This window comes from Cohnella soli (assembly GCF_042655525.1).
GTDB lineage: Bacteria > Bacillota > Bacilli > Paenibacillales > Paenibacillaceae > Cohnella > Cohnella soli.
In genome coordinates this window covers 627,805-648,665 of the sequence record NZ_JBHSMI010000029.1, presented here as the reverse complement: position 1 = coordinate 648,665, position 20,861 = coordinate 627,805, and the positions used below count along the sequence as shown (strand labels likewise).

Below are 20,861 nucleotides of genomic sequence, written 5' to 3'. Positions count from 1 at the left end.
GATGAGGGAAAACCTCACGTCCGGTTTGATGAAGGGGGAGCTGAAAAAGTAGAAGGAGGGCTTCCGCCCCCCCAATGAAATTTCAGTTCTCTACTCTACTCAAGATGAGCCGATGAACGCTTCACGCACGCGACTCCAGAACGGGAACGGGCGGTGTCTTGCGAAAGAGATTTTGTTATCCGCCACTTTGCACATGATCGAAGTTACTCCGTTCATCTGCATGACGAGATGGTCAATGCCAATGGCCAGCTCGTCCTCCGGGTCCGGGAGAATGTCGCAATGATGGTGCTTAGGCAAGATGACGGGCGAACCGAGCGTCCGATACACCCTGTTGTTGATCGAAGCCATTTCCGCGATCTGCAAGGCTTCCAGGGAAGGATGGATGACAGCGCCCCCCAGACTTTTGTTGTAGCCTGTACTTCCAGAAGGTGTTGAAATGACGATGCCGTCTCCTCGGAACGTTTCGAAGGGGACATCGTTAATATGAATCGCGGCGACGAATGTGCCGTCTACGCTTTTGAGCGAAAATTCGTTGAGTGCCAAATACTCCGTCGAACCTTCAGCCGTCGTTATGACGACTTGCAGGAGCGGGTATTCGATCAGGGTAGGCTTGGAGTTCGCCATCATCTCGACCAGCTCGGGGATTTCCCCCTTCTGCCAGTCCGCATAAAAGCCAAGGTGCCCGGTATGCACGCCGATGAAAGACACGCGGTTCACTTGGCTCTTGAACCGATGAAACGCCTGAAGCAACGTGCCATCCCCACCGATGGAGACGACGATATCCGGCGACGTTTCGTCCATCTCTAATCCTTTGGCGTACGCTAGGGAACGGAACTGCTCGGCCAATTCGTGGGATAACTGGTCCCCCCGGTCCAGCAATGCATATTTCAATTCGGAAACTCCTTCCGACAAGCGTAGATGATACGATCATAAACAATAACGGAGGCGAATTCAATCCTCGTTTCCGCAATGCCCCCTACTTTAGGCATCTTTGCGGGTTCGGCGAAGCGCCGCCGCCACTGACGTCACGGCTCCTGCGACGATAACGACAATCAGAGTTCCGATAAACGTAACGCCTATCCAGCCTAACGATAGAAGCGGAGAGTGCCATGCGGTGATGCCGCCTCCAGCAACGTAAGCTTTTTCGCCCCCGGCGAGGGTGGTAGAAGCTTCAGATCCCGCAGGAAAGAGCGGCCACACGATGTAGACGAGCAGCATGGAGAGAACGCCATGGGCGAGACGAGTGCGCGCGAAAGAGCCGTAACGCCATCCGGTTCGGCTCATGAGGCCAGCCACTTGGGCGTGAACGGACAAGCCGGCCCACGACAGCACGAAGGCGGCGACAGCGGCGCGATGCACAAGCGGAATGGCCTGATCGGAAGCCGCGGCTTTCGCCCCGAGCGTCACTTCGAACAGCCCGTTTACGAAGGCGGGAGCCAGATTCGGATAAAGGCCTACAAGCTTGAGCAATTGCCCTGTCGAATCCCGTAACAACAAAAGAAGCCCGCTGTTCACGAGCAAATCAAGCACGGCGGAGAAAAATACGACCAGTCCGCCGACGATCATCATCAGTCCGAGGGACGAGACGAGTGATTGTTGCAGCAATACGCCGAAAGGCCGTCCGTCCGCAAGGCGGGCTTCGTGCATTGCGGCGATAGCGGCCCGAATACGCCCCCCTTTCGGTGCCGAAGCAACTGGCTCGGGAACGCCACCTTGTTCCGTTATGGGCTGCAACGGCGTTGTTTCCGCGTTGGCACCCCGTGAGCGGCGAAACCGCGCGAGAATACCGAGCAGCAGGGCACCTCCGTAATGCGCTGCGGCAATCGCCGGCGCAGGCTGCAACGAACCGAAGAAACCGATGCAAACTGCGCCCATCAGGAAGATGGGGTCGGAAGTCGTCGTCATCGCAACGAGCCGTTCTCCTTCGTCCCGATTGACGAGTTTCTGTTCCATAAGTCTCGAGGTTAGCTTGGCGCCGACCGGGTAACCGGAGGCGAAGCCCATAGCGACGATAAATCCGCCGACGCCCGGCAGTCGGAAGAGCGGGCGCATAAGCGGATCGAGCAGCATGCCCGCCATATGGACGATGCCGAAGCCGAGCATAAGCTCCGACAGCACGAAAAACGGGAACAAAGCTGGGAACAGCACGTCCCACCAGACGACGACGCCACGCAGCGATGCGTCTAACGCAATTTGCGGGAACGCGAGCGCGAGCGCGCCGATAAACAAAGAGAAACCGCCAAGCGCGACCGATCCGGCTAGCAACGAGCGGCGGCGGGAATTGGAGCGTGGGGTAGGCTGCGTAATCGCCAATGTTTTTCCTCCTAGGGCGTGTCTGCATACTCCGATGGGAGCAGATGTTGCCGAATTTTCGTTTCATGCAAGGCGCGTTTGTGAAGGCGTACCGGAGGTACGTCAAGCAAACGGAACGAAGCAGGGGGCGAAAAGGCGGTGAAAGATGCCCCCTGAGTGGGTTTGCAGACACGCCCTAGCATTTGAATGCCTTATGTCCCACTATATGTGCGGAACGGGACAAACTTTCATCCTCCGCATGTGCCCATTTTTATGCAACCGCTTTCAAAATTGTAGTGATATGGCCGGAAGTTTATGTTACAATAGAACTAGATAAGCAAGGTTGCTTATCGTACAGCATAGACTAAGAAGGTAAATGATTGGCTGGAGGGATGACAGATGGCGGGTATCGTTGCAGGATTAATTGTATGCGCTTTCGTATATGTCATTCGCGAATCGCTGACAACGCCGGAAGAGGAAATGTAAAATTCTCAGTTCGCTCCAATCGCCCTGCGGGGCGATTTTTGTGTGTAAAGACGATGAACAATAAGGACTGGACGAAACTAAGCTCTGAAATGGGCGTTTCGTTCGGTTTTATTATTTTCGAGGGGAGCTCGTGTGGTATAATCGGCATAGTCCTTTTTCACCTTTAGGCGCAAAACAGGATGATTTACCTACATATGTTTCCCTTAGGAGGTTCACGTGCCTAACTACGATACGCTTTACGAAGCACTTGGCGGCGCAGACGGCATCCGGGATTTGGTCGAGAAATTTTACCCGAAAGTGCAGCAGCATCCGCTGTTGGCACCGTTATTCCCGGAAGATATTAGGCCTGTAATGGAAAAGCAGTATTTGTTTCTGACTCAATTCATGGGCGGTCCGTCGCTCTATTCCGATCAGTACGGACATCCTATGATGCGGGCGCGCCATATGCCGTTCCCGATTACGCCCGAGAGAGCGGAGGCTTGGCTTGACTGCATGGCGCGAGCACTGGCGGAGACGCCGGCGCCTGAATCCGTTCGCAAGTTCGCGATCGAGCGATTGTCCGGCCCCGCGTTTCATTTCGTCAACACAGAGTCTGACTCTTCTAGCTGATAGGAGGCTTGTCGTGGAGCCGTTGTTCCAGATCAAGATCGATTGCATTTGCTGCGAAGGCAGCTTTCAAACTTCAAGAGTTAGGCCAAGCTTGAAAAAAGCGATCCGAACGGATACCGACTTTTGCTCCTATTTCAAGTCGATCAATCCGGACTTTTACGTCGTTAGAGTGTGTCCGACGTGCGGCTTTGCTTCAACCGAACATTCAGCGGTGCGGCTGAACGAAAAGATGAGGACGGCCTTCTACGAGAAAATCGGCAAGCAATGGCAGTTCCGCGATTATGGCGGCGAACGAACGCTGGGGACCGCGCTGGAATGCTACAAGTTTGCACTCCTGACGGCGCAAGCGATCGGCGAGCGGGAACGCGTCATCGCGTCGCTCTTGCACCATATTGCTTGGCTGTACCGTTACGAAGGCAAGCACGATCAGGAAATCCGGTTTATCGAGTTCGCTAAGGACGCATACGTAAAAGTGTACGAGACGGAGCGGGATGCGATCAGCAATGCTCGATTGATGTATTTGATCGGAGAGCTGCATAAGCGGCTTGGATTGTTCTCGGAGGCGGTACGTTGGTTCGGCCGGGTTATTCACGACAAAAATATCGTCGATGCGGCGATGATCCGAGCTTCCAGAGAGCAGTGGCAAGCGATTCGCGAAGAAATGACCGGACAAGGCATGGAACTTCCGGTAGAAATGCGGCAGGACGGGGCGTGAGTTATTTTCCCCTGACTGGACGGTCTGCCAGCAAGTAGTCGCTATCGGAGTCAATCACCCGTACGCTGCCATGGCAGCAAGGGAAGACAAGCAATATTTTGCGACGTCCGCCGGACAGGCTGGAGACGTCTTCCGGCTTTAACGGTAGCAGCACGTGGGAGCTTTGACAGAATGGGCATTCTTGCGCGAAGACATCGTTCATGACGATATCGTACGGCAAGCAGTTGCGGAGTGGCAGCATAGACAAAATCATGTCCCCTTTCGGATAAACATAACATACATCAAGGCACGACTTTAGCGCAATGGAACGGAGTGGTACGGAATGAATGAAACATATTCGCTAAAATGGAATCTCGATTCGCTGTTTCCGGGGGGCTCTTCGTCTACAGAGTACTCGGCATTCGTCGATGAGACTGACGCGATGGCGGCATCTCTGCTCGCCGATCTGCGTGAGGCGGGAGATGGCGCACCGGAAGGGGCCAAGCTGTCGGAATGGACCGAGAAGCTGCAATTATCGCAGGCACGGTTAAGAGAAGCCGACGCATTCGTCTCTTGCACCGCTTCTCAGGACATGTCGGACAAAAAAGCGGTCGCTTGGTCGGAGCGCGTGCAGACGTTGTCGGCGAAGCTGAAACAAGCAGGCGACTTGTACGATGCCAAGCTCGGTGAAGTGTCCGACGAAGCATGGGAGCGGTGGACGCGCGAGGAAGTGCCGGCGGAACTGCAGTACTTGCTCAGCGAAAGGCGGAACGGCGCGAAGGAAAAGCTTCCACCCGCGCTTGAAGCGGTCGCCAGTGAGCTTGCGGTAGACGGCTATCATGGCTGGGGAGAACATTACAACACGGTTGTCGGCCGAATATCGATTCCTTGGGAAGAAAACGGGGAAACGAAAAACTTGTCGGTCAGCCAAGCAGCGAACAAACTGGATGATCCGAATCCAGACGTTCGATCCGCGATGTCCGCCAAGTGGGAAGCAGCTTGGGCCGAACAAGCCGACCTCGCCTCCGACTCCTTAAACAGACTGGCAGGTTTCCGGTTAAAACTGTACGGCATGAGAGGCTGGGATGATCCGCTTCGCGATCCGCTGCGCATGAACCGGATGAGCCAAGCGACACTGGACGCCATGTGGGGCGCTGTTGTCGATATCGGCATCGAGCCCTTGAAGAAATATTTAAGTCTGAAAGCGAAGCTGCTCGGCAAGGAAAAGTTGAGCTGGCACGATATCGATGCTCCGATCGCGACGAGTCAGGCGAAAATTCCTTATGCTGAAGCGGCAGAGGTAATCAAGGACGCGTTCTCGCAATTTTCGCCGAATATGGTCGATCTTGCACGCACTGCGTTTGAGGATCACTGGATCGAAGCCGAGGATCGTCCAGGCAAGAGACCCGGCGGCTTCTGCACGCATTTCCCTCTCAGCAAGGCGAGCCGGATTTTCATGACCTACTCAGGTACGCCGGGCAACGTTTCTACGCTTGCTCATGAGCTAGGTCACGCGTATCACGACGCAATGGTGAAAGAGATGCCGCCGCTTGCGCAAGACTACGCGATGAATGTCGCGGAGACGGCTTCGACATTCGCCGAAGCGCTTGTCAGCGATGCGCTGCTGCGCCGGGCGAAGAGCAAGGAAGAGAAGCTGGCCCTCCTTGATGAACGGCTGCAGAGGGCGGTCGCATTTTGCATGAACATCCGCGCGCGGTTTTTGTTCGAGACGCGGTTCTACGCGGCTCGTACGTCCGGTATGCTGGACGCGGAACGGCTAAACGAGCTAATGGTCGTAGCGCAGAAGGAAGCGTATGACGGGGCGCTGGGAGAATGGCATCCCCATTTCTGGGCAGCCAAGCTGCATTTCTACTTGACGGAAGTGCCGTTCTACAATTTCCCGTATACATTCGGATATTTGTTCAGCACCGGTCTTGTCGCCGTAGCAGAGCGGGAGGGGGCGTCGTTCAGCGAACGCTACGACAATCTTCTGCGCGATACCGGCACGATGACCGTTGAAGAGTTGGCGAAGCGGCATTTGGGAGTCGCTTTGGACGAACCAGCCTTCTGGCGCGATGCCGTTGCCCGGGCAGTAGCGGACGCGGAAACCTTCGCACAACTTATCGAATCTTGAAGCAACAAACGATCGAAGCACGATCGAAGCCGTCTCACGGGATGTCCGTGAGCGGCTTTTTTATCACCAAAAATCATCATGATTTCGCTTTATATCCCATAAATAGACAAAATGATTGATATATTAAATATTTTCCAGTATAATGAGCCTAAAGTCGCACGGAAAAAACTTGAAAAGAAGTGCGGCATAAGTAAAAAGGAGGAGAATGATGGGATCTGTTCAAGTTTCTTTAGCTCGGCAAGTGGATATTGCATTGGAAAAAATGGGAGCGGAGTTGCAGGGGATGACAGCAGGTACGATCGTACTGCAAATTCGCGAGGATACGGTTGGGAAGTTCGGCGTCAGGCATTTGCCGGTCGATTGCGGCCCTTCCGCACAAGAGTATTCCGGCATGACCTCTTCGCACGTACTCAGTCTTAGGAAGATGGCGGTCGAAGCGCTGAAGCATAAGAAAATTTGGACGCATGGGGAAATTAGTTACGATTTCGCGCTTAAGAACGGAAAAGTCTTTTTGAGCGTTCAGTTCGAATCGAATTACAATATGGCGAACATGATGTTTCGTCTCGCTCCGAAAATCAGAGATCGCAAGGAAGCGGCAAGCGAATAACGGAATTGTACATAAAGAAACGGCAGGCTCCTGGAGCCTGCCGTTTCTGCGTGAGTGCGAGGGAAATTAACGGTAAGATCGTTCGCCCGCTAATTGCTGCTCAGCCATTTGTACGAGCCGACGGGTAATCTGGCCCCCAATGGAACCGGCTTCCTTGGTCAACAAGTTGCCGTAGTAACCGTCAGCTGACAATTGAATGCCGAGTTCCTGCGCGACTTCGAACTTCAGTTGTTCCAAGGCATAAGCGCTTTGAGGAACGACGAGGGAATTGCTGCTTCGTGAACGCGATGCCACTATCGCTCACCTCCTTTGATCGTAGTATGGACTTATTTGGGAGAGCTATGCATTTGGTGGGAACAATTCCATTGACGACCTTGAACGGTGCTCGGACGGTGCTCGGATGGGGCAGTTGTTCGAAAAAATCGAACATTTCGCGCTCGAACGGGGCTCGGAGGGGGCAGTTGCTCGAAAAAATCGAACAATTCGCGCTCCTGGGTGCTCGGATGGGGCAGTTGTTCGAAAAAATCGAACAGTTCATGCTCGGACGGTGCCCGGAGTGGGCAGTTTCTCGAAAAAATCGAACAGTTCATGCTCGGACGGTGCCCGGAGTGGGCAGTTTCTCGAAAAAATCGAACAATTCGCGCTCGAACAGGGCTCAGGGGGGAGTGCCATGCCAGCATAGGCGAAACCATGTTGACAATATCACCTCGGGGCGTATAATGATTAACAACAACTCGATCAAAACTGATCGGCGATGAAGAGAACAAGTACGCTGGGACAGGGCGCTTACAGAGAGCCGGAGATTGCTGGAAGCCGGTACGCCTGCCTTGCTGAATGGACCTCTGAGCCGAGCGCGGAACGGCGTCACGAATGCGGATAATACTTCGCACACCACGCCCTATGCTCTCCGGTCGTTCCCCGTTAACGGAACTAAAGGCATCGCGGAGAATAAGTCCGAAATTGTGCGGCAACGCGATGCGAATAAGGGTGGCACCACGGCTTTCTCGTCCCTTGCGGAGAGAGGCTTTTTTTGCGTTCATTTTGAAATATCGACAATTCGAAACCCCAAAAAAGGAGCTTGATTCCCATGACCCAACGGCAACGCGTATTATCCGGTATTCAACCAAGCGGCAAGCTGACACTCGGCAACTACATCGGCGCTATGAAAAACTTCGTCGCTCTTCAAGATGAGCATGAATGTTTCTATATGGTAGTCGATCTACACGCAATCACGGTTCCTCAGGAACCTGCGGCATTGCGAGAACAGAGCGAGTCGGTCGCCGCGTTGTTCGTGGCCGCTGGCCTCGATCCTGCCAAAGCGGCGATCTTTATGCAATCCCATGTGCCAGCTCACGCGGAACTCGGATGGTTGTTGACGACAATGGCGTATATGGGCGAATTAGAGCGCATGACGCAGTTTAAGGACAAGTCGGAAGGGAAGGAAGCGGTAGGCGCTGGCTTGTTCGTATATCCATCATTGATGGCGGCGGACATCTTGTTGTACAAAACGAATCTGGTGCCGGTCGGCGACGACCAGAAGCAGCATCTGGAGCTGACGCGCGATTTGGCGGGACGTTTCAACTATCGGTACGGTGAAACGCTTGTCGTTCCTGAGCCGTTCATCCCGAAAGTCGGTGCAAGAATTATGGCGCTTGACGACGGCACGAAAAAGATGAGCAAAAGCAGTCCGAATGCGGGCAGTTTCATTACGTTGCTCGACACGCCGGACGACATTCGCAAAAAAATATCCCGCGCCAAGACAGACTTGGGACGGGAAATCCAGTTCGATCCGCAAAACAAGCCGGAAGTCAGCAACTTGATGACGATCTTCGCGCAATGTTCGGGGCAGACGGTTGAACAAGTGCAGACCGCTTATGATGGACAAGGATACGGCGCGTTCAAGAAAGATTTAGCCGAAGTCGTTGTGCAGGCGCTCGAACCGCTGCAACGCAAATACCAAGAAGTCAGATCGTCCGGCGAAATTCACCGTATTCTGAAAGAAGGCGCAGAGCGCGCCAATGTCGTGGCGGAGGAGACGCTGCGCAGCGTGAAGGAAGCGATGGGTTTCTTGCCACGCGCCCGTTAACCGTTTTTTCTCCGCAGGCGGGCTTTGACGACGAAGCCGGAGCCCGCCGTAACGACGAACAAGACGGCGAACAACAACGTTAACCAGCCGCTGTGGCTGATCGAGAATGAAGCGGCTGTCAGGAACGCGATAGACAAAATCGCAAAAAAGAGCGACAAAATTTTACTCATCGATTACACCTCGCATATTTTCTTTCACATCTAGCATACTAAGTTGGCAAGCTTGCAAACCACTGATCTAGATGAAGGGAGAATTTACTCATGGCGTCAAGCAATTCACTCGTTGTACCGCAAGCCAAAGCCGCATTGCAAAGCATGAAAATGGAAGCTGCTCAATCTTTAGGTGTGCAAATCCCGGCTGACGGATATTACGGCAACGTAACATCCCGGGATGCAGGCTCCCTCGGTGGCTATATCACGAAGAAGCTCGTCCAAATGGCCGAGCAACAACTTTCCGGTGGCCGCTAAGGACTAAGTCCCGCACCGAAAGCCCGAGGCTTGCCTCGGGCTTTTCCCTTTGCAGGAACAGAAAGCATACTTGCCCCAGGACTTTTCTTATTGTGCGCGTGTGCAACGAATACGTCAAGCGGGGAGCCCTGTTGAAGGTCTCCCCGCTTTTTATCGCATCATATGCTCAGTACGTGTTCATGCGAAGCCTTTTTTCCAGCCGATCTTCGCTCAGCCAACCGACATACGATTGCAGCGGGTTCATGTTCAGATCCATAAGTACGACAGAGACGAATGGATACTGTTTGCGATAGCGGTAACGAACGTCGACCCAGCGAACTTCGTATCCCCACGTCTGTTGCTTCACGTGGCCGCAGGGGAAAGGCGTAACGCTGAGGAAAGCCTGTACGTCTTTGTGTTGTTTAGACGCCTCTATGGCCGGATGATCGTCGCATTTCATGACGTCGATCCATTTGAGCTTTCCTTTGTCCCATTCCCCCATGCCGTATGTGCAGTCGCTCGATGTACGGACAACGTTCCAGCGATGATGAGAGAGAGTCGGGAGAAGCGTGTAGCGGTCGCCCGGTTTTCGTTCAGGATCTAGACGAGGGATGCGATCCGACAGACGTCTATGGACGAGAGTGCGCCAACCATAATACAAGGCGAGCAAGCCGTACAGTACGGGAAATATCGCTTGGGGCGCAGCAAACCCTGAAATCCAGAGCAGAATGGCGACGAGATGGGCGGCGAAAATAAAAGGGTCGAAAATGTGAATAATATTCCATGCGACCCATTGCTTGCTGACCGGACGATACGCTTGCGTACCGTACGAATTAAACAAGTCTACGACGACGTGCACAACGACGGCGAGCAGTACCCACATGCCGATATGCCACCAGGGGATGCTTCTGAAGGCGAGCGACACGAGCGCGGTAATGAGGGCGGCCCAACCGACGATTGCCGGAAAAGAATGGGACAGGCCGCGATGATTTTTGATATAATCGGCATTGCTTTTGAATCGGAGCAGACCGTCCAGGTCGGGCGCGTTGGAGCCCGCGATCGTTCCGATGAGCACGGCGACCGGACCGTAAGTAGGGTCCGCAATGACGGGATCGACCATGGCCAATCCGCCAAGTCCTAAGCCGAACACGAAATGCGTGCCGGTATCCAATTGGTGCAGCCTCCTTCGCCAAAAGATTAGATTTGGTTTCAGTATGGTCGTCTTCGGCTTTAAATATGAAGGGAAGGATGTGCTGCGTTTGCTGTTATTTTGCGAATATGTCATCCCGGAAGCGAATCGAGCGGCATTCGCCGAATGGGTGAAAACCGCGCCTGAGCGATGGGAGGGCGTCGAATTGCTGGAAAACGCCGGACAACCGGGTGTTTTCGTTGAGATCAGGAGGCCCGGGGATAGGGCAGAAGCAGCCGACATGGAAAAAGAACGCCGGGAAGGGCGTTCTTGGCGGGAGATGGAAAACTTAGCGAAGGGGGACCGGGAAGGCGTTCGGATCTGGTTGTTCGTCCCGGCTGATCTTTAGCTATTTAGCGGCCCCTGCCCCCGGTTCCGAACGGCAGCGTGTAGTTCAGCGGCTCGTCGAACGTGATGTAGTCGAGGTTCAGCATGAGGAGCAAATACCGTTTGCCCGTGACCGGATCGCTGATAATAATATGGTCGCGGCCGGCGGCTTCGAGCACTCCTTTGAAAATTTTCGCGTTCCACTCGGAGTTGTTTTCATATGTCATGTACAGCGTCGCGACTTTGCCGAGATTCATCCGCAAAATGTTCTCGACGTACGATTCCTCCGTCGGCAGAGCTGGCATGACCGTACCGCTCGGCGAAATCGGCATGCCGTTCGTTACAAACGGCGGTGGAGATGTCATGACACCTTGCACCATCCCCGGGTTTTGCATTGGCATTTGCGAGGGCATTTGGGCTGGCAATTGTGTAGGCATCATTGCATTTTGCTGCTGTACCGGCATCACCTGATTTTGAGGGTAGGTCGGCCAAGGCATTTTGTTGTACATTTGAAGTCCTCCTTGAGATTAATAAACAGTCGAGCGGTTCTCGGGGGTCGGCTGCCAGCCGAAGTCCTTATTGTGCGCTTTCTGGTCTGTTGACGCCCCGCTCCGAACGACGATTTGTAGGCGTTTGTCGCACTACAGTGTATTTAGGCGAAATGGAATGTGTGACTAATGTGCGACGAAAAGAAGGGCTCTCGCCCGTTCGCACCTTGTTCACAGCAGGTGGCGATTTGATGAACTCCTAAAGGCGAACGTTGTCAATGCTTGAAGATATGGGGTATCATTGAACAAAAGTGAGCAATTTCTCACCTTTTCTGCAGAACTGAAGGAGGACTCCCGTGCTTAAAGATCTGGTGGCTTTAACGAAGCCTCGCATCATACGCTTGAACCTCATCGCGGCTTTCGGCGGTTATTGGGTCGCTTCCAAATGGGATTGGGATCAGATCGTGAGCTGGAACCTGCTGTGGATGCTTATCGGTTCTGCTTTAACGATGGCTTCCTCATGCGTTTTCAATAATTATTTGGATCGCGAACTCGATATGAAAATGGCCAGAACCCGCGAACGGGCACTGCCGCAAAAGCGAATGACGCCGACGTTCGTTCTTGGATACGGCATTACGCTTGGTATCGTTGGACTAGCTGTCTTGTTCCTTCTCGTGAATGTGCTGTCCGGTTGGCTTGGACTGCTTGGCATGTTCGTCTACGTCGTGATCTATACGATGTGGCTGAAGCGCAGCTCCACATGGAGCACATCGATCGGCGGAATTTCCGGGGCGATGCCTCCGGTAATTGGATATTGCGCGGTGTCGAATGAAGTGGATATGGGCGCATGGATATTATTTGCGCTGTTGTTCCTGTGGCAGCCGGCGCATTTCTGGTCGCTCGCCATCAGGCGCAAAGAAGAGTACCGGGCCGCAGGGTTTCCGCTGCTGCCGGTCGTGAAGGGCGTTACCCGCACAAAGTGGCAAATGCTTCCTTATATTTTGCTGCTCATACCAGCGTCTATTTTGATGTATACGTATAATTACGTGGGCATCTACTTCCTGATCCTGTCCGTTGGCATAGCGGTCGTCTGGTTCGCTCACGCCATGACAGGACTGAGAGCGAAAGACGATGATCGCTGGGCGAAAGCAGATTTTATGATCTCGATCAACTATTTGATGATCATGTTTCTGACGATGATATTGGATACGAACGGAGTGTAATCGATGAGCGAAAACAACGGTAACGAACAGGAACAGCTTGCAAGCAACGATTCGGCGGACACGGTCGTCGTAGAACCGGTGAAGGCTCAGAAGACGTGGTTGCAACGTTACGGCTTCTCTCTCGTGTTGCTCGCTTTATGTCTTGTCATGGGCTACTACATCATCGCCCAACAGAACAAGCCGGAATCGGCTGATTTCCCATATAACAAAGCTGCAGCGGAATTTTCCTATCCTGACACTGATGGGAAAACGGTAACGCTGGCTAACACGAACGGCAAAGTTCGCCTGATGTACTTTTTCTTTGCAACATGTCCGGACGTATGTCCGCCAACGACGGCGATTATGTCGCAGGTGCAGGACGTACTCAAGGAAGACGGGGTATTCGGCAACAAAGTCGAATTCCTGTCCGTAACGATCGATCCGACGAAAGATACGACGGACAAATTGAAGGAGTACGCGGATCGGTTCGGCGCAGATACGACAGGGTGGAAGTTCCTGCGCGGCGATGAGCAAGCGACGGCGGCATTGGCGAAGGACAAGTACGATATCCTCGTTGAGAAAGATAACGAAGGCAACTTCGGCCACATGAACTTGATCATACTGATCGACAAGGATGGCAATATCCGCGATTATATTTCGGCAAACGATTATATCGAGCCGGACGAGAATGGCAAAACGTCTAAACAACCGAAAGACATGGCGAAGCTGATCAAACGTCTCCTGTAAAGGTTGATGACGAAGCACGAAAAACGAAAAGAAACGCAGCGCATGACCGCAGTCGGCTTCGGGATGGGCTGCGTTTTTGCATATATCGTCAAGGGGGAACGCTGAAAGATGACTCATATCATAAATGCGGAATTGGTAATTGACAGCAGTTGTCGGTTAGGGGAGGGGCCTGTCTGGAACGAGGAGGGCCAGTACATTTCGTGGGTAGACATCGAGCTTAACCATTTTTATCAATACTGGCCAGTTGATGGCCGTTCGACGCGCATGATGACGCCAGTCACGATAGGTTGCTATGGGTGGCGCAAGTCGGGCGGCCTGATCGTAGCCGGTAGCGAAGGGATCGGTATTTGGGATGTGGAACAAAATGTTTATTCGACCATCGCGGACCCTGAGCATGACCAGCCGTACACGAGATTTAACGACGGCAAGTGCGACCCAGCCGGTCGATTTGTTGCCGGGACGTTGTCCACGCGCGAGCAGCCGGAGGGGGCTTTGTACGTACTGGATCATGATCTGAACGTGCGTAAGCTGCTGGATGGCATTTCATGCTCCAATGGCATAAGCTGGTCGGCGGATGGAACGGTCATGTACTACATCGATTCCATGGCACAAGAAGTCGTCTCCTATGATTATGATCTCGGAACAGGTATGCTTGCTAATCCGCGGACTGTGGTCTCCTACAAGGGGACGGATATATTGCCTGACGGGATGACGATCGACAGCGAAGGCATGTTATGGGTCGCCGAATGGGGCGGATGGGCCGTCACACGCTGGAATCCGGCAAGCGGCGAGAAGCTTGCAACGGTTAAAGTGCCTAGTCAGTACGTCACTTCGTGCGCTTTCGCGGGAGAGAATTCCGACACCCTCTTCATTACGACGGCACGGCAAGACATAGAAGGGGAAGCGCTGCAGCAGCAGCCTCATAGCGGCGGCCTGTTTGTCGCTCAGGCGGGCGTCACAGGTAGCCGGAGTTATTCTTTCGGTTAGGATAATAAGCATTACTATGAGTGTACGGTCATTAGGAAGTTGAATATAAAAAGTTATTATTTCATGAGTGAAGCACACTCCAGTTTGCGCGGAATCGCGCTAGGGGGTGTGCTTTTTTTCATGAGGTGAAGATCGCACATGGCCAGCGCTCTGACGGATAGAATAATCTCTATAATAGCGGGAGTTGGAATCATGTTACTACATATCAGCAGCGGCGAGACGGGCCGCGAAGCCCGGCCGCTTCAGGTCACACGTTGCGATACTCCTGAGGCGTCATGTTCATCTGTTTTTTGAAAAAACGAATGAAGCTCAGCACGGAATCGTATCCGACCATACCGGCGATTTCATAAATTTTGTAGTGCGTGTTTTTGAGCAAATCTTTCGATTTCTCCAGCCGGCACATGTTCACATAGTCGGAGATGCCGACACCTGTTGCCTGAATGTACAGGCGAGACAAATACACCGGATTCAGATGAACCACTTCGGCCAATCGCGCCAGCGACAAATCATCGGCAATATGATTCTCGATGTAGTCGTTCAGCCAAAGCGTAATGTTATCTTTGCCCGGCTCTTTCGTTTCTCCTTTATGTCCGAATATGTGCGAGGCCATTACGGCAAAGAAAGCTTTGATCTCCCCCCAGGACAAGTCTTGGGGGTTCGCTTGCGTCAGCTTGCCGAGTTCCACCTTCGCCATGAGATCGGGGGTCGGGGGATGGAGACGAAAGTGCGACAAAAATACGGAAGCAAGGCTATGATAAACTTCCAGCTTCAAGAAGCTGGAGACATCTCTCCGGGCAGTATCGCCCATAATTTCCTCATACTGCGTATCGAATTCCGCCTTCGTTCCATTGTCCAAATAACGTCCGAGCAGTTCGATTTTTTTAATCGTAATGCTTTGCATTTTGTGACGGGCTGCGGCAACGGGACTGTCTGTATTGGTTGCGTTGCGATCCGATAGCCGAAGCTCTCTGCCGGAGCCGGACTGCCCGAGGAATAGCGAGCGCAGACGCTCGAACGCCTCCGGAAGCTGACCGAGCATGACCGGTTCTTGGCCAAGCGCAAAAGAAAACGACAGCTTAAGCAAGTCGCGGCAAGCGGACTGTATCGATGGGAGTGACTCGAATACGAAGGCAGCGGTTCGTTCCCAGATGTCGTCTGGCAAATCCTCCTGTGATTTGGCCGTTACGCACGCTTTCGGCTGGATAAGACAAACAAACCGGGATTCGTCCACCGTCACCGACGCCATGACGACCGATACGTTCAGCAACTCTTCGGTCACATTCCGTGCGGCATATAGCAGCAGCTTGCGGTCGGTCGTCCCCGTAATCGCAGCCCAATCGTCCACCCTGCCGATAAGGAGATGAATGGGCAGACCGACATGCAGCGGGATACCTAGCTCAAGGAACTGCTCCTGGCTGTGGCGGGAATCCCCTTTGGCGTACAGCAAATGGTGCAGAATCTGCTCTTTCAGTAGCGGAATGGCCTGCCTCTTCTGCATTTGCGCTTCATGAAGCTGCTTCATGGCGGCATACTCGTCGTCCAGTGCCGAGACGGCTTTGGAGACGGCGTTCATGATGACATCGTCGTCCTCGAACTTCAAAATAAAATCAAAGCCGCCGCCGGAAATGGCGCTTTTGGCATAATGAAATTCGTCATGGCTCGTCAAGAAAATGACTTTGCATTTCGGCCAGTATTGGCGAATTTCGCGCAGCAGCTCGATGCCTTCCATCCCCGGCATCTTAATATCGGTCAGCACGATATCGATCTTGGTTTTCTTCAAAATATCGATTGCTTCATAGGCCGAATATGCTTTGTATAATTCAAGCTCCAAATGCTCGTGCTCTTCAAATAATCTTACGAGGCGATTCACAATAATCGGGAGATCGTCCACTACAATCATTCGGTACATGCTGTTTCCTCCGCATCTTCTTGATGTCTGATCTTGATCATCGCGCACAAACCGCCCAAATGCGATCTGCACAATGTTAAGCCTGAGTCTGGACCGAACATCAATTGCAACCGGCGATGCACGTTAATTAATCCGGTCGGTTCATCCCGCCCGATCACAGTCGATTCGAGCTGGGCAGACAAGGCGGCGATGCGCGCATCGTCTACGCCGTTACCGTTGTCCTCAATGAGAATAGTCAAGCAACCGTCCTCGATGTGGTAGTGAATCCATAATTCGGCTTGTCCAGCATGATTGACAAGCGCATATTTATAGGCGTTCTCGATGATCGGCTGGACGATCAGCCGGGGAACGGGCACGCTGCCCCAATGCTCGGGAAACGGTTCCCATTCCACATCGATCCGTTCCCCGTAACAAATCGTTTGGATATCTACGTACGTCTGCGCATGTTTCATTTCGTCCGCCAACGGAATCAAATCTTCAGCGTTTTTCGTGATGAACCGGTAATAATCGCGCAAGTAATGAACGAATCCGTACGCCTTGCTATACTCTTTGTCGGTAATCAAGCCGCCCATTATAAAAAAGCAATTATACAAGAAGTGTGGATTAATTTGCGCTTGCAGTCGTTTGAGCTCCGATCTTTGCGAGCTGATTTCTTTCTCGTATACTTCATGGATCAAGACGTTTAATCGGGACACCATGCGGTTAAAGCCGGCAAACAAATAGCTGAACTCGTCTCTCGTCGCTTTGACCGCAACAGGGGCGAATCGGCCTTGCTCCACCTTACGAAAAGCGGAAACAAGCTTGCGCAGAGGACCGTGCATCATTTTGTACAGCGTTAACGCGAGCAAAATAATGACGGCAACCGACATGACGACGATACCCCATACCCACTTCTCATAGCTCTGCAGATCGCCCAGCACTTTCTCTTCCGGGATATAAACAAACAGAGACAGCTTCAACTGCGCGGATGTGACATAAGATTCCCAATATGTTGTTTTCCCTAGCTTGACGGACTCGGAGCCGGATTCGGACAGCGCATTCTCACTTCTTTTTTTGGCGGACAATAATTTGATTTGCTCCATATGCTGTTCATCGGCCGCATTGGAAAGCGTCCAGTTCTCTGTCGTATGGACAAGCAGGAAATCGCCTTGCTGCGAACTGACGATATTTTGTAAGCTGGCTTTGAACTGATCGGCTGAAAGCTCAAGCATGACAACAAACAAAGGAGGGCGTTTGAAATCGGTGCTTATCGGGTAACGCAAACTCAAAAACAAGCGGCCGTCCTGCAATTGGACAATTTGGCTTGGATCAACGCTTCTGGACAGCCGCTCTACTTCATCAGGGTCCTTTTCCTTGTTATAACCTGCTACATCGCTCGGGGTAATTGTCCTGTTCATAAGAGGAAAATAAATCTTCGGATTGTTCACGTATATACTCGATGCTTTAACCATTTGCAATCGCTTCTGTAGCGTTTTCACTTTATCCTGAAGCGCTGTCGCCCGAAGATCTTCCGACACGCCGATGAGCATCGGATCTTTGTCCACGATAAGCTCGTACATGAGCTGGGATAGTCGTTTGACTTCCTGCTCGAGATTTTGCATATAAAAGGCATCTCGACTGTTAACCGTATGCGTGATTTCTCGGCGAATACTTTGCGAGCCTTTTACGTTCAAATACAGCGTCATCGCGTAAAATGGCAGCAAAATACCTAAGAAGGCGAAGATAAGCTTGGTGAAAATCGACTTTCGCATGGTGGCGCCTCCTGCCGTTGCTGGATAGAACTTATAATAGCATGATCACGTGTACACGAAAGCATGATCATTTCGAAGTCGTATACAAACGTATATAAAAGTTTAGAAATGGTTATAGTTGCTCGATTGGCGCGACTGTATAGTTAAGTCAGGCAAGCGAATGAACAACGACACGAGGGGGAAATAAAATGGTTTCCAGCAAAACGAAGAAACTCGCGCTTTCTTGCGTGCTCGCCTTGCTGCCGGTCATGGCGGCATGCAGTAACAATGGGGACAAGCAGGCGACGAACTCAGGAACAACGGCACCGACATCGACGGCATCGGCTTCAACACCTGAAGAGACAGGCAATACGAACGGCAAATTCGACCCGCCTGTCACGGTAACGACAGTCAGAGGTTTTGACGCTGCCAGTATGCTTTACGATGATGAAACGATGGACAAAAATGCAATATACGATGCCTATGAGAAGGATTTTGGAATCAAAATCAAAAATAACTGGGCCGTGGACGCAAAAGAGTACAACTCCAAGCTTAAAATCAGCATCGCATCCAATGATCTTCCGGATTTCTTCAAGGTAGCGGCTGAAGATTTACCGCAGTTGGTCGATTCCGATATGGTGATGGATTTATCGGAGGCGTATGAGAAGTATGCAAGCGAAGCGACGAAAAAATTGTTGAACGCAGACGGCGGCAAACAAATGAAGTCCGCTACTTTCGGCGGAAAGTTGATGGCCATTCCGAGAACGAACAGTCCTTTTAACGGCGCAGGCTTCGTCTGGTTGCGCAAAGATTGGCTGAAGGAAATGAACTTGCCCGAGCCAAAGACGATGCAGGACTTGTTGACGATTTCCAAGGCGTTCGCGACGAGAGATTCGGGCGGTAAAGGGAAAGTATTCGGTTTAGGACTTACGAAGGACATTATGGAAGATGCGACAGGATTCTTCTCGGGTTTCCTAAACGGTTACCATGCGTATCCTAGCCAATGGGTGAAAGACAGCTCTGGCAAATTGGTGTACGGCAGCATACAACCTGAAATGAAGACGGCATTAAAGCAGCTACAAGATATGTACAAAGCGGGCGAGCTAGACCCTGAAGCGGCAGTCAATCGCACGGATAAAATGCTGGAGGAAGTAGCAAATGATCGCTTGGGTATGCTGTATGGGGCGTTCTGGTATAGCGCCGCGTTGCAAGAAGCGGTCGTAAAGGATGGGAAAGTAACGCAGGATTGGGGCGTATATACGATTCCTTCCATTGATGGCTCTCCTGCGCTGACGCAAATATCGGCAGGTGTCAACGAGTATTACGTGATTAATAAAAACGCCAAAAATCCGGATGCCATCTTCAAATTGCTTAATCAGTGGGTTGATGTATTGACCAGTGGGAAAGCCGGAGAGGGAGAACCGAATGCGGTCTACGCTAACGGCAAAGCGTTGAAGGATGTTGGCAAAGTTTCTTCTTGGGATGTCAATCCTATTACCGTTTTCATTCAGGATCTTTATCTCCAAGGCGGGCAGAAGATCACGAAAGCGTTGCAGACGAATGACCCTTCGGAAATCGCATGGAGCGGAGACCTGTTGAACCGCTATAACCAAGTTAAGCAATTCGAGGCGGGCGACACGACCGTCTGGTATCAAATGGGTATTGCAGGCAAGGACGGGACGTTCACTAGAATGAATGAGTATTTTGAGCAGAACCGTTATCACTTCAACGAGTTTTATGGCGCTGCAACTCCAACGATGGGCGAACGGGGAGATCTGTTAAAAACGAAAGAACAAGAAACGTTTACGAGAATCGTCCTCGGCAGCGCCTCCATCGATGAGTTCGATAAGTTCGTTGCGGAATGGAAGAAGCTTGGCGGGGATAAGATCACTGAAGAAGTAAACGAATGGTATGCAAAAGTGAATTAATGAAATAAAGAGTGACAATCGGGATGGGCGAGAAGATGCTGATAGACATTCTTCTCGCCCTTCTGATTTCAGTCCTTGCAGAGGAAAGGAGACAGAGAAATGATACCCGCAATACGGAAATATTGGCCGCTTCATTTGATGATTCTGCCTGGTTTTTTGCTAGTGCTCGTATATAGCTACGGCCCGATGGCTGGCCTCATCATTGCATTCAAGAAATTCATGCCGTCCAAAGGCATATGGGGATCGCCCTGGATCGGGATGGATAATTTCAATTTCGTCATGTCCCTCCCGGATACATCGCAAATTATTCGCAATACAATCATCATTGCCTTATTCAAGATTGTGGCCGGATTAATCGTGCCGATTACGATCGCTCTCCTGCTTAACGAAGTTCGGAAAGCGGCTTTCAAACGAACGATTCAGACGCTGGTTTATTTGCCTCATTTTTTGTCATGGATCATACTGGGTGGCATTTTGATCGATATTTTGTCTCCCTCGCAGGGGATCGTGAATAAGCTTTTGGGATTATTCGGTATCGATCCGATTTTTTTTCTCGGCGATAATCGCTGGTTTCGCTTTACATTAGTGTTCTCCGACACATGGAAGGAATTCGGCTTCAGTACGATCGTGTATTTAGCTGCGTTGACGAGCATAAATCCGGTGTTGTACGAGGCCGCAGAGATAGATGGAGCAAACCGTTGGCGTCAAACATGGCACATCACATTGCCGGGCATGCTGCCGATCATTGTGCTGCTGGGCACGCTTAGTCTTGGCAACGTACTTAACGCCGGTTTCGATCAGGTGTTTAATTTGTACAGCACCCCCGTCTACGAGACCGGTGATATTATAGACACCTATGTGTTCCGGATCGGCATCCAGAAAGCGCAGTACGGCATCGCTACGGCAATTGGCTTGTTTAAGTCCGTCGTTTCCTTAGTGTTCATATCGTTGTCTTATTTCTTGGCTTATCGTTTTGCGAATTATCGAATCTTCTAGAACT

Annotated in this window: 21 protein-coding genes; 12 read left to right on the top strand and 9 right to left on the bottom strand. The window is 51.9% G+C overall.

Translation table 11 applies throughout. The features are described from left to right. Positions 1-99: 99 nt before the first annotated feature. Both ACFPOF_RS23180 and ACFPOF_RS23175 read right to left on the bottom strand, forming a co-directional pair. Positions 100-891 carry an NAD kinase gene (locus ACFPOF_RS23180; RefSeq protein ID WP_378137073.1) on the bottom strand — a complete coding sequence of 264 codons (792 nt, stop codon included), beginning with the start codon at positions 889-891 and terminating at the stop codon, positions 100-102. A 90-nt stretch (positions 892-981) separates the two neighbouring features. Then, entirely contained in the window at positions 982-2,313 is a 1,332-nt protein-coding gene (locus ACFPOF_RS23175; protein WP_378137071.1) for a nucleoside recognition domain-containing protein, read from the bottom strand. Positions 2,314-2,994: 681 nt separating this feature from the next. Between ACFPOF_RS23175 and ACFPOF_RS23170 the strand changes: the two genes are divergently transcribed. Together ACFPOF_RS23170 and ACFPOF_RS23165 are read left to right on the top strand one after the other, a co-directional pair. Continuing rightward, entirely contained in the window at positions 2,995-3,387 is a 393-nt protein-coding gene (locus tag ACFPOF_RS23170) for a globin domain-containing protein (RefSeq protein WP_378137069.1), read from the top strand. Between the two features lie 13 nt (positions 3,388-3,400). Next, the gene (locus ACFPOF_RS23165; protein ID WP_378137067.1) at positions 3,401-4,102 is read left to right on the top strand and encodes a DUF2225 domain-containing protein; all 702 of its coding nucleotides are present in this window, start codon (positions 3,401-3,403) and stop codon (positions 4,100-4,102) included. A 1-nt stretch (position 4,103) separates the two neighbouring features. Here the strand turns inward: ACFPOF_RS23165 and ACFPOF_RS23160 are convergent, their stop codons facing one another. Then, positions 4,104-4,343 (bottom strand): hypothetical protein, encoded by a 240-nt coding sequence (locus tag ACFPOF_RS23160; protein ID WP_378137132.1) that lies wholly within the window; start codon positions 4,341-4,343, stop codon positions 4,104-4,106. Positions 4,344-4,424: 81 nt separating this feature from the next. Between ACFPOF_RS23160 and ACFPOF_RS23155 the strand changes: the two genes are divergently transcribed. Both ACFPOF_RS23155 and ACFPOF_RS23150 read left to right on the top strand, forming a co-directional pair. Further along, positions 4,425-6,215, top strand: a complete 1,791-nt coding sequence (locus ACFPOF_RS23155) for a M3 family oligoendopeptidase (protein ID WP_378137066.1) — start codon at positions 4,425-4,427, stop codon at positions 6,213-6,215. A 208-nt stretch (positions 6,216-6,423) separates the two neighbouring features. Then, positions 6,424-6,822, top strand: coding sequence for an O-methyltransferase (locus ACFPOF_RS23150; protein WP_378137064.1), 399 nt, complete (start codon positions 6,424-6,426; stop codon positions 6,820-6,822). Between the two features lie 66 nt (positions 6,823-6,888). Here ACFPOF_RS23150 and ACFPOF_RS23145 read toward each other — a convergent pair whose 3' ends face one another. Next, the gene (locus ACFPOF_RS23145; RefSeq protein ID WP_378137131.1) at positions 6,889-7,119 is read right to left on the bottom strand and encodes a small, acid-soluble spore protein, alpha/beta type; all 231 of its coding nucleotides are present in this window, start codon (positions 7,117-7,119) and stop codon (positions 6,889-6,891) included. A gap of 790 nt (positions 7,120-7,909) precedes the next feature. Between ACFPOF_RS23145 and trpS the strand changes: the two genes are divergently transcribed. After that, positions 7,910-8,908 (top strand): tryptophan--tRNA ligase, encoded by a 999-nt coding sequence (trpS, locus tag ACFPOF_RS23140; RefSeq protein WP_378137062.1) that lies wholly within the window; start codon positions 7,910-7,912, stop codon positions 8,906-8,908. Here the strand turns inward: trpS and ACFPOF_RS23135 are convergent. Then, positions 8,905-9,078, bottom strand: coding sequence for a hypothetical protein (locus tag ACFPOF_RS23135; protein ID WP_378137060.1), 174 nt, complete (start codon positions 9,076-9,078; stop codon positions 8,905-8,907). The genes trpS and ACFPOF_RS23135 overlap by 4 nt on opposite strands. Before the next feature lie 90 nt (positions 9,079-9,168). On the opposite strand from ACFPOF_RS23135, the gene ACFPOF_RS23130 reads away from it, so the two are divergent. Next, a complete protein-coding gene (locus ACFPOF_RS23130) occupies positions 9,169-9,375 on the top strand; it encodes a small, acid-soluble spore protein, alpha/beta type (protein ID WP_378137058.1) in 207 nt (68 codons plus the stop codon). 166 nt (positions 9,376-9,541) lie between these two features. Here the strand turns inward: ACFPOF_RS23130 and ACFPOF_RS23125 are convergent, their stop codons facing one another. Continuing rightward, the gene (locus ACFPOF_RS23125; protein ID WP_378137056.1) at positions 9,542-10,525 is read right to left on the bottom strand and encodes a metal-dependent hydrolase; all 984 of its coding nucleotides are present in this window, start codon (positions 10,523-10,525) and stop codon (positions 9,542-9,544) included. Positions 10,526-10,604: 79 nt separating this feature from the next. Between ACFPOF_RS23125 and ACFPOF_RS23120 the strand changes: the two genes are divergently transcribed. After that, complete coding sequence (locus ACFPOF_RS23120) at positions 10,605-10,892, top strand: hypothetical protein (RefSeq protein WP_378137054.1); 288 nt, start codon at positions 10,605-10,607, stop codon at positions 10,890-10,892. Between the two features lie 4 nt (positions 10,893-10,896). Here ACFPOF_RS23120 and gerQ read toward each other — a convergent pair whose 3' ends face one another. Beyond that, on the bottom strand, positions 10,897-11,379 hold the full coding sequence (gerQ, locus tag ACFPOF_RS23115; protein ID WP_378137053.1) for a spore coat protein GerQ: 483 nt from the start codon (positions 11,377-11,379) through the stop codon (positions 10,897-10,899). A gap of 335 nt (positions 11,380-11,714) precedes the next feature. On the opposite strand from gerQ, the gene cyoE reads away from it, so the two are divergent. The 3 genes from cyoE (at position 11,715) to ACFPOF_RS23100 (ending at position 14,294) form a co-directional block, all read left to right on the top strand. Next, complete coding sequence (gene cyoE, locus ACFPOF_RS23110; protein ID WP_378137051.1) at positions 11,715-12,581, top strand: heme o synthase; 867 nt, start codon at positions 11,715-11,717, stop codon at positions 12,579-12,581. A 3-nt stretch (positions 12,582-12,584) separates the two neighbouring features. Continuing rightward, complete coding sequence (locus ACFPOF_RS23105; protein ID WP_378137049.1) at positions 12,585-13,307, top strand: SCO family protein; 723 nt, start codon at positions 12,585-12,587, stop codon at positions 13,305-13,307. Between the two features lie 108 nt (positions 13,308-13,415). Next, positions 13,416-14,294 carry an SMP-30/gluconolactonase/LRE family protein gene (locus tag ACFPOF_RS23100; RefSeq protein WP_378137048.1) on the top strand — a complete coding sequence of 293 codons (879 nt, stop codon included), beginning with the start codon at positions 13,416-13,418 and terminating at the stop codon, positions 14,292-14,294. A gap of 247 nt (positions 14,295-14,541) precedes the next feature. Here ACFPOF_RS23100 and ACFPOF_RS23095 read toward each other — a convergent pair whose 3' ends face one another. Then, complete coding sequence (locus ACFPOF_RS23095; protein ID WP_378137046.1) at positions 14,542-16,203, bottom strand: response regulator; 1,662 nt, start codon at positions 16,201-16,203, stop codon at positions 14,542-14,544. Beyond that, positions 16,191-17,954 (bottom strand): sensor histidine kinase, encoded by a 1,764-nt coding sequence (locus tag ACFPOF_RS23090; protein ID WP_378137044.1) that lies wholly within the window; start codon positions 17,952-17,954, stop codon positions 16,191-16,193. The genes ACFPOF_RS23095 and ACFPOF_RS23090 overlap by 13 nt, the downstream gene beginning before the upstream one ends. Positions 17,955-18,142: 188 nt before the next feature. On the opposite strand from ACFPOF_RS23090, the gene ACFPOF_RS23085 reads away from it, so the two are divergent. Next, a complete protein-coding gene (locus ACFPOF_RS23085; RefSeq protein WP_378137042.1) occupies positions 18,143-19,861 on the top strand; it encodes an extracellular solute-binding protein in 1,719 nt (572 codons plus the stop codon). A gap of 99 nt (positions 19,862-19,960) precedes the next feature. Next, a complete protein-coding gene (locus ACFPOF_RS23080) occupies positions 19,961-20,857 on the top strand; it encodes an ABC transporter permease (RefSeq protein WP_378137040.1) in 897 nt (298 codons plus the stop codon). Positions 20,858-20,861: the final 4 nt, after the last annotated feature.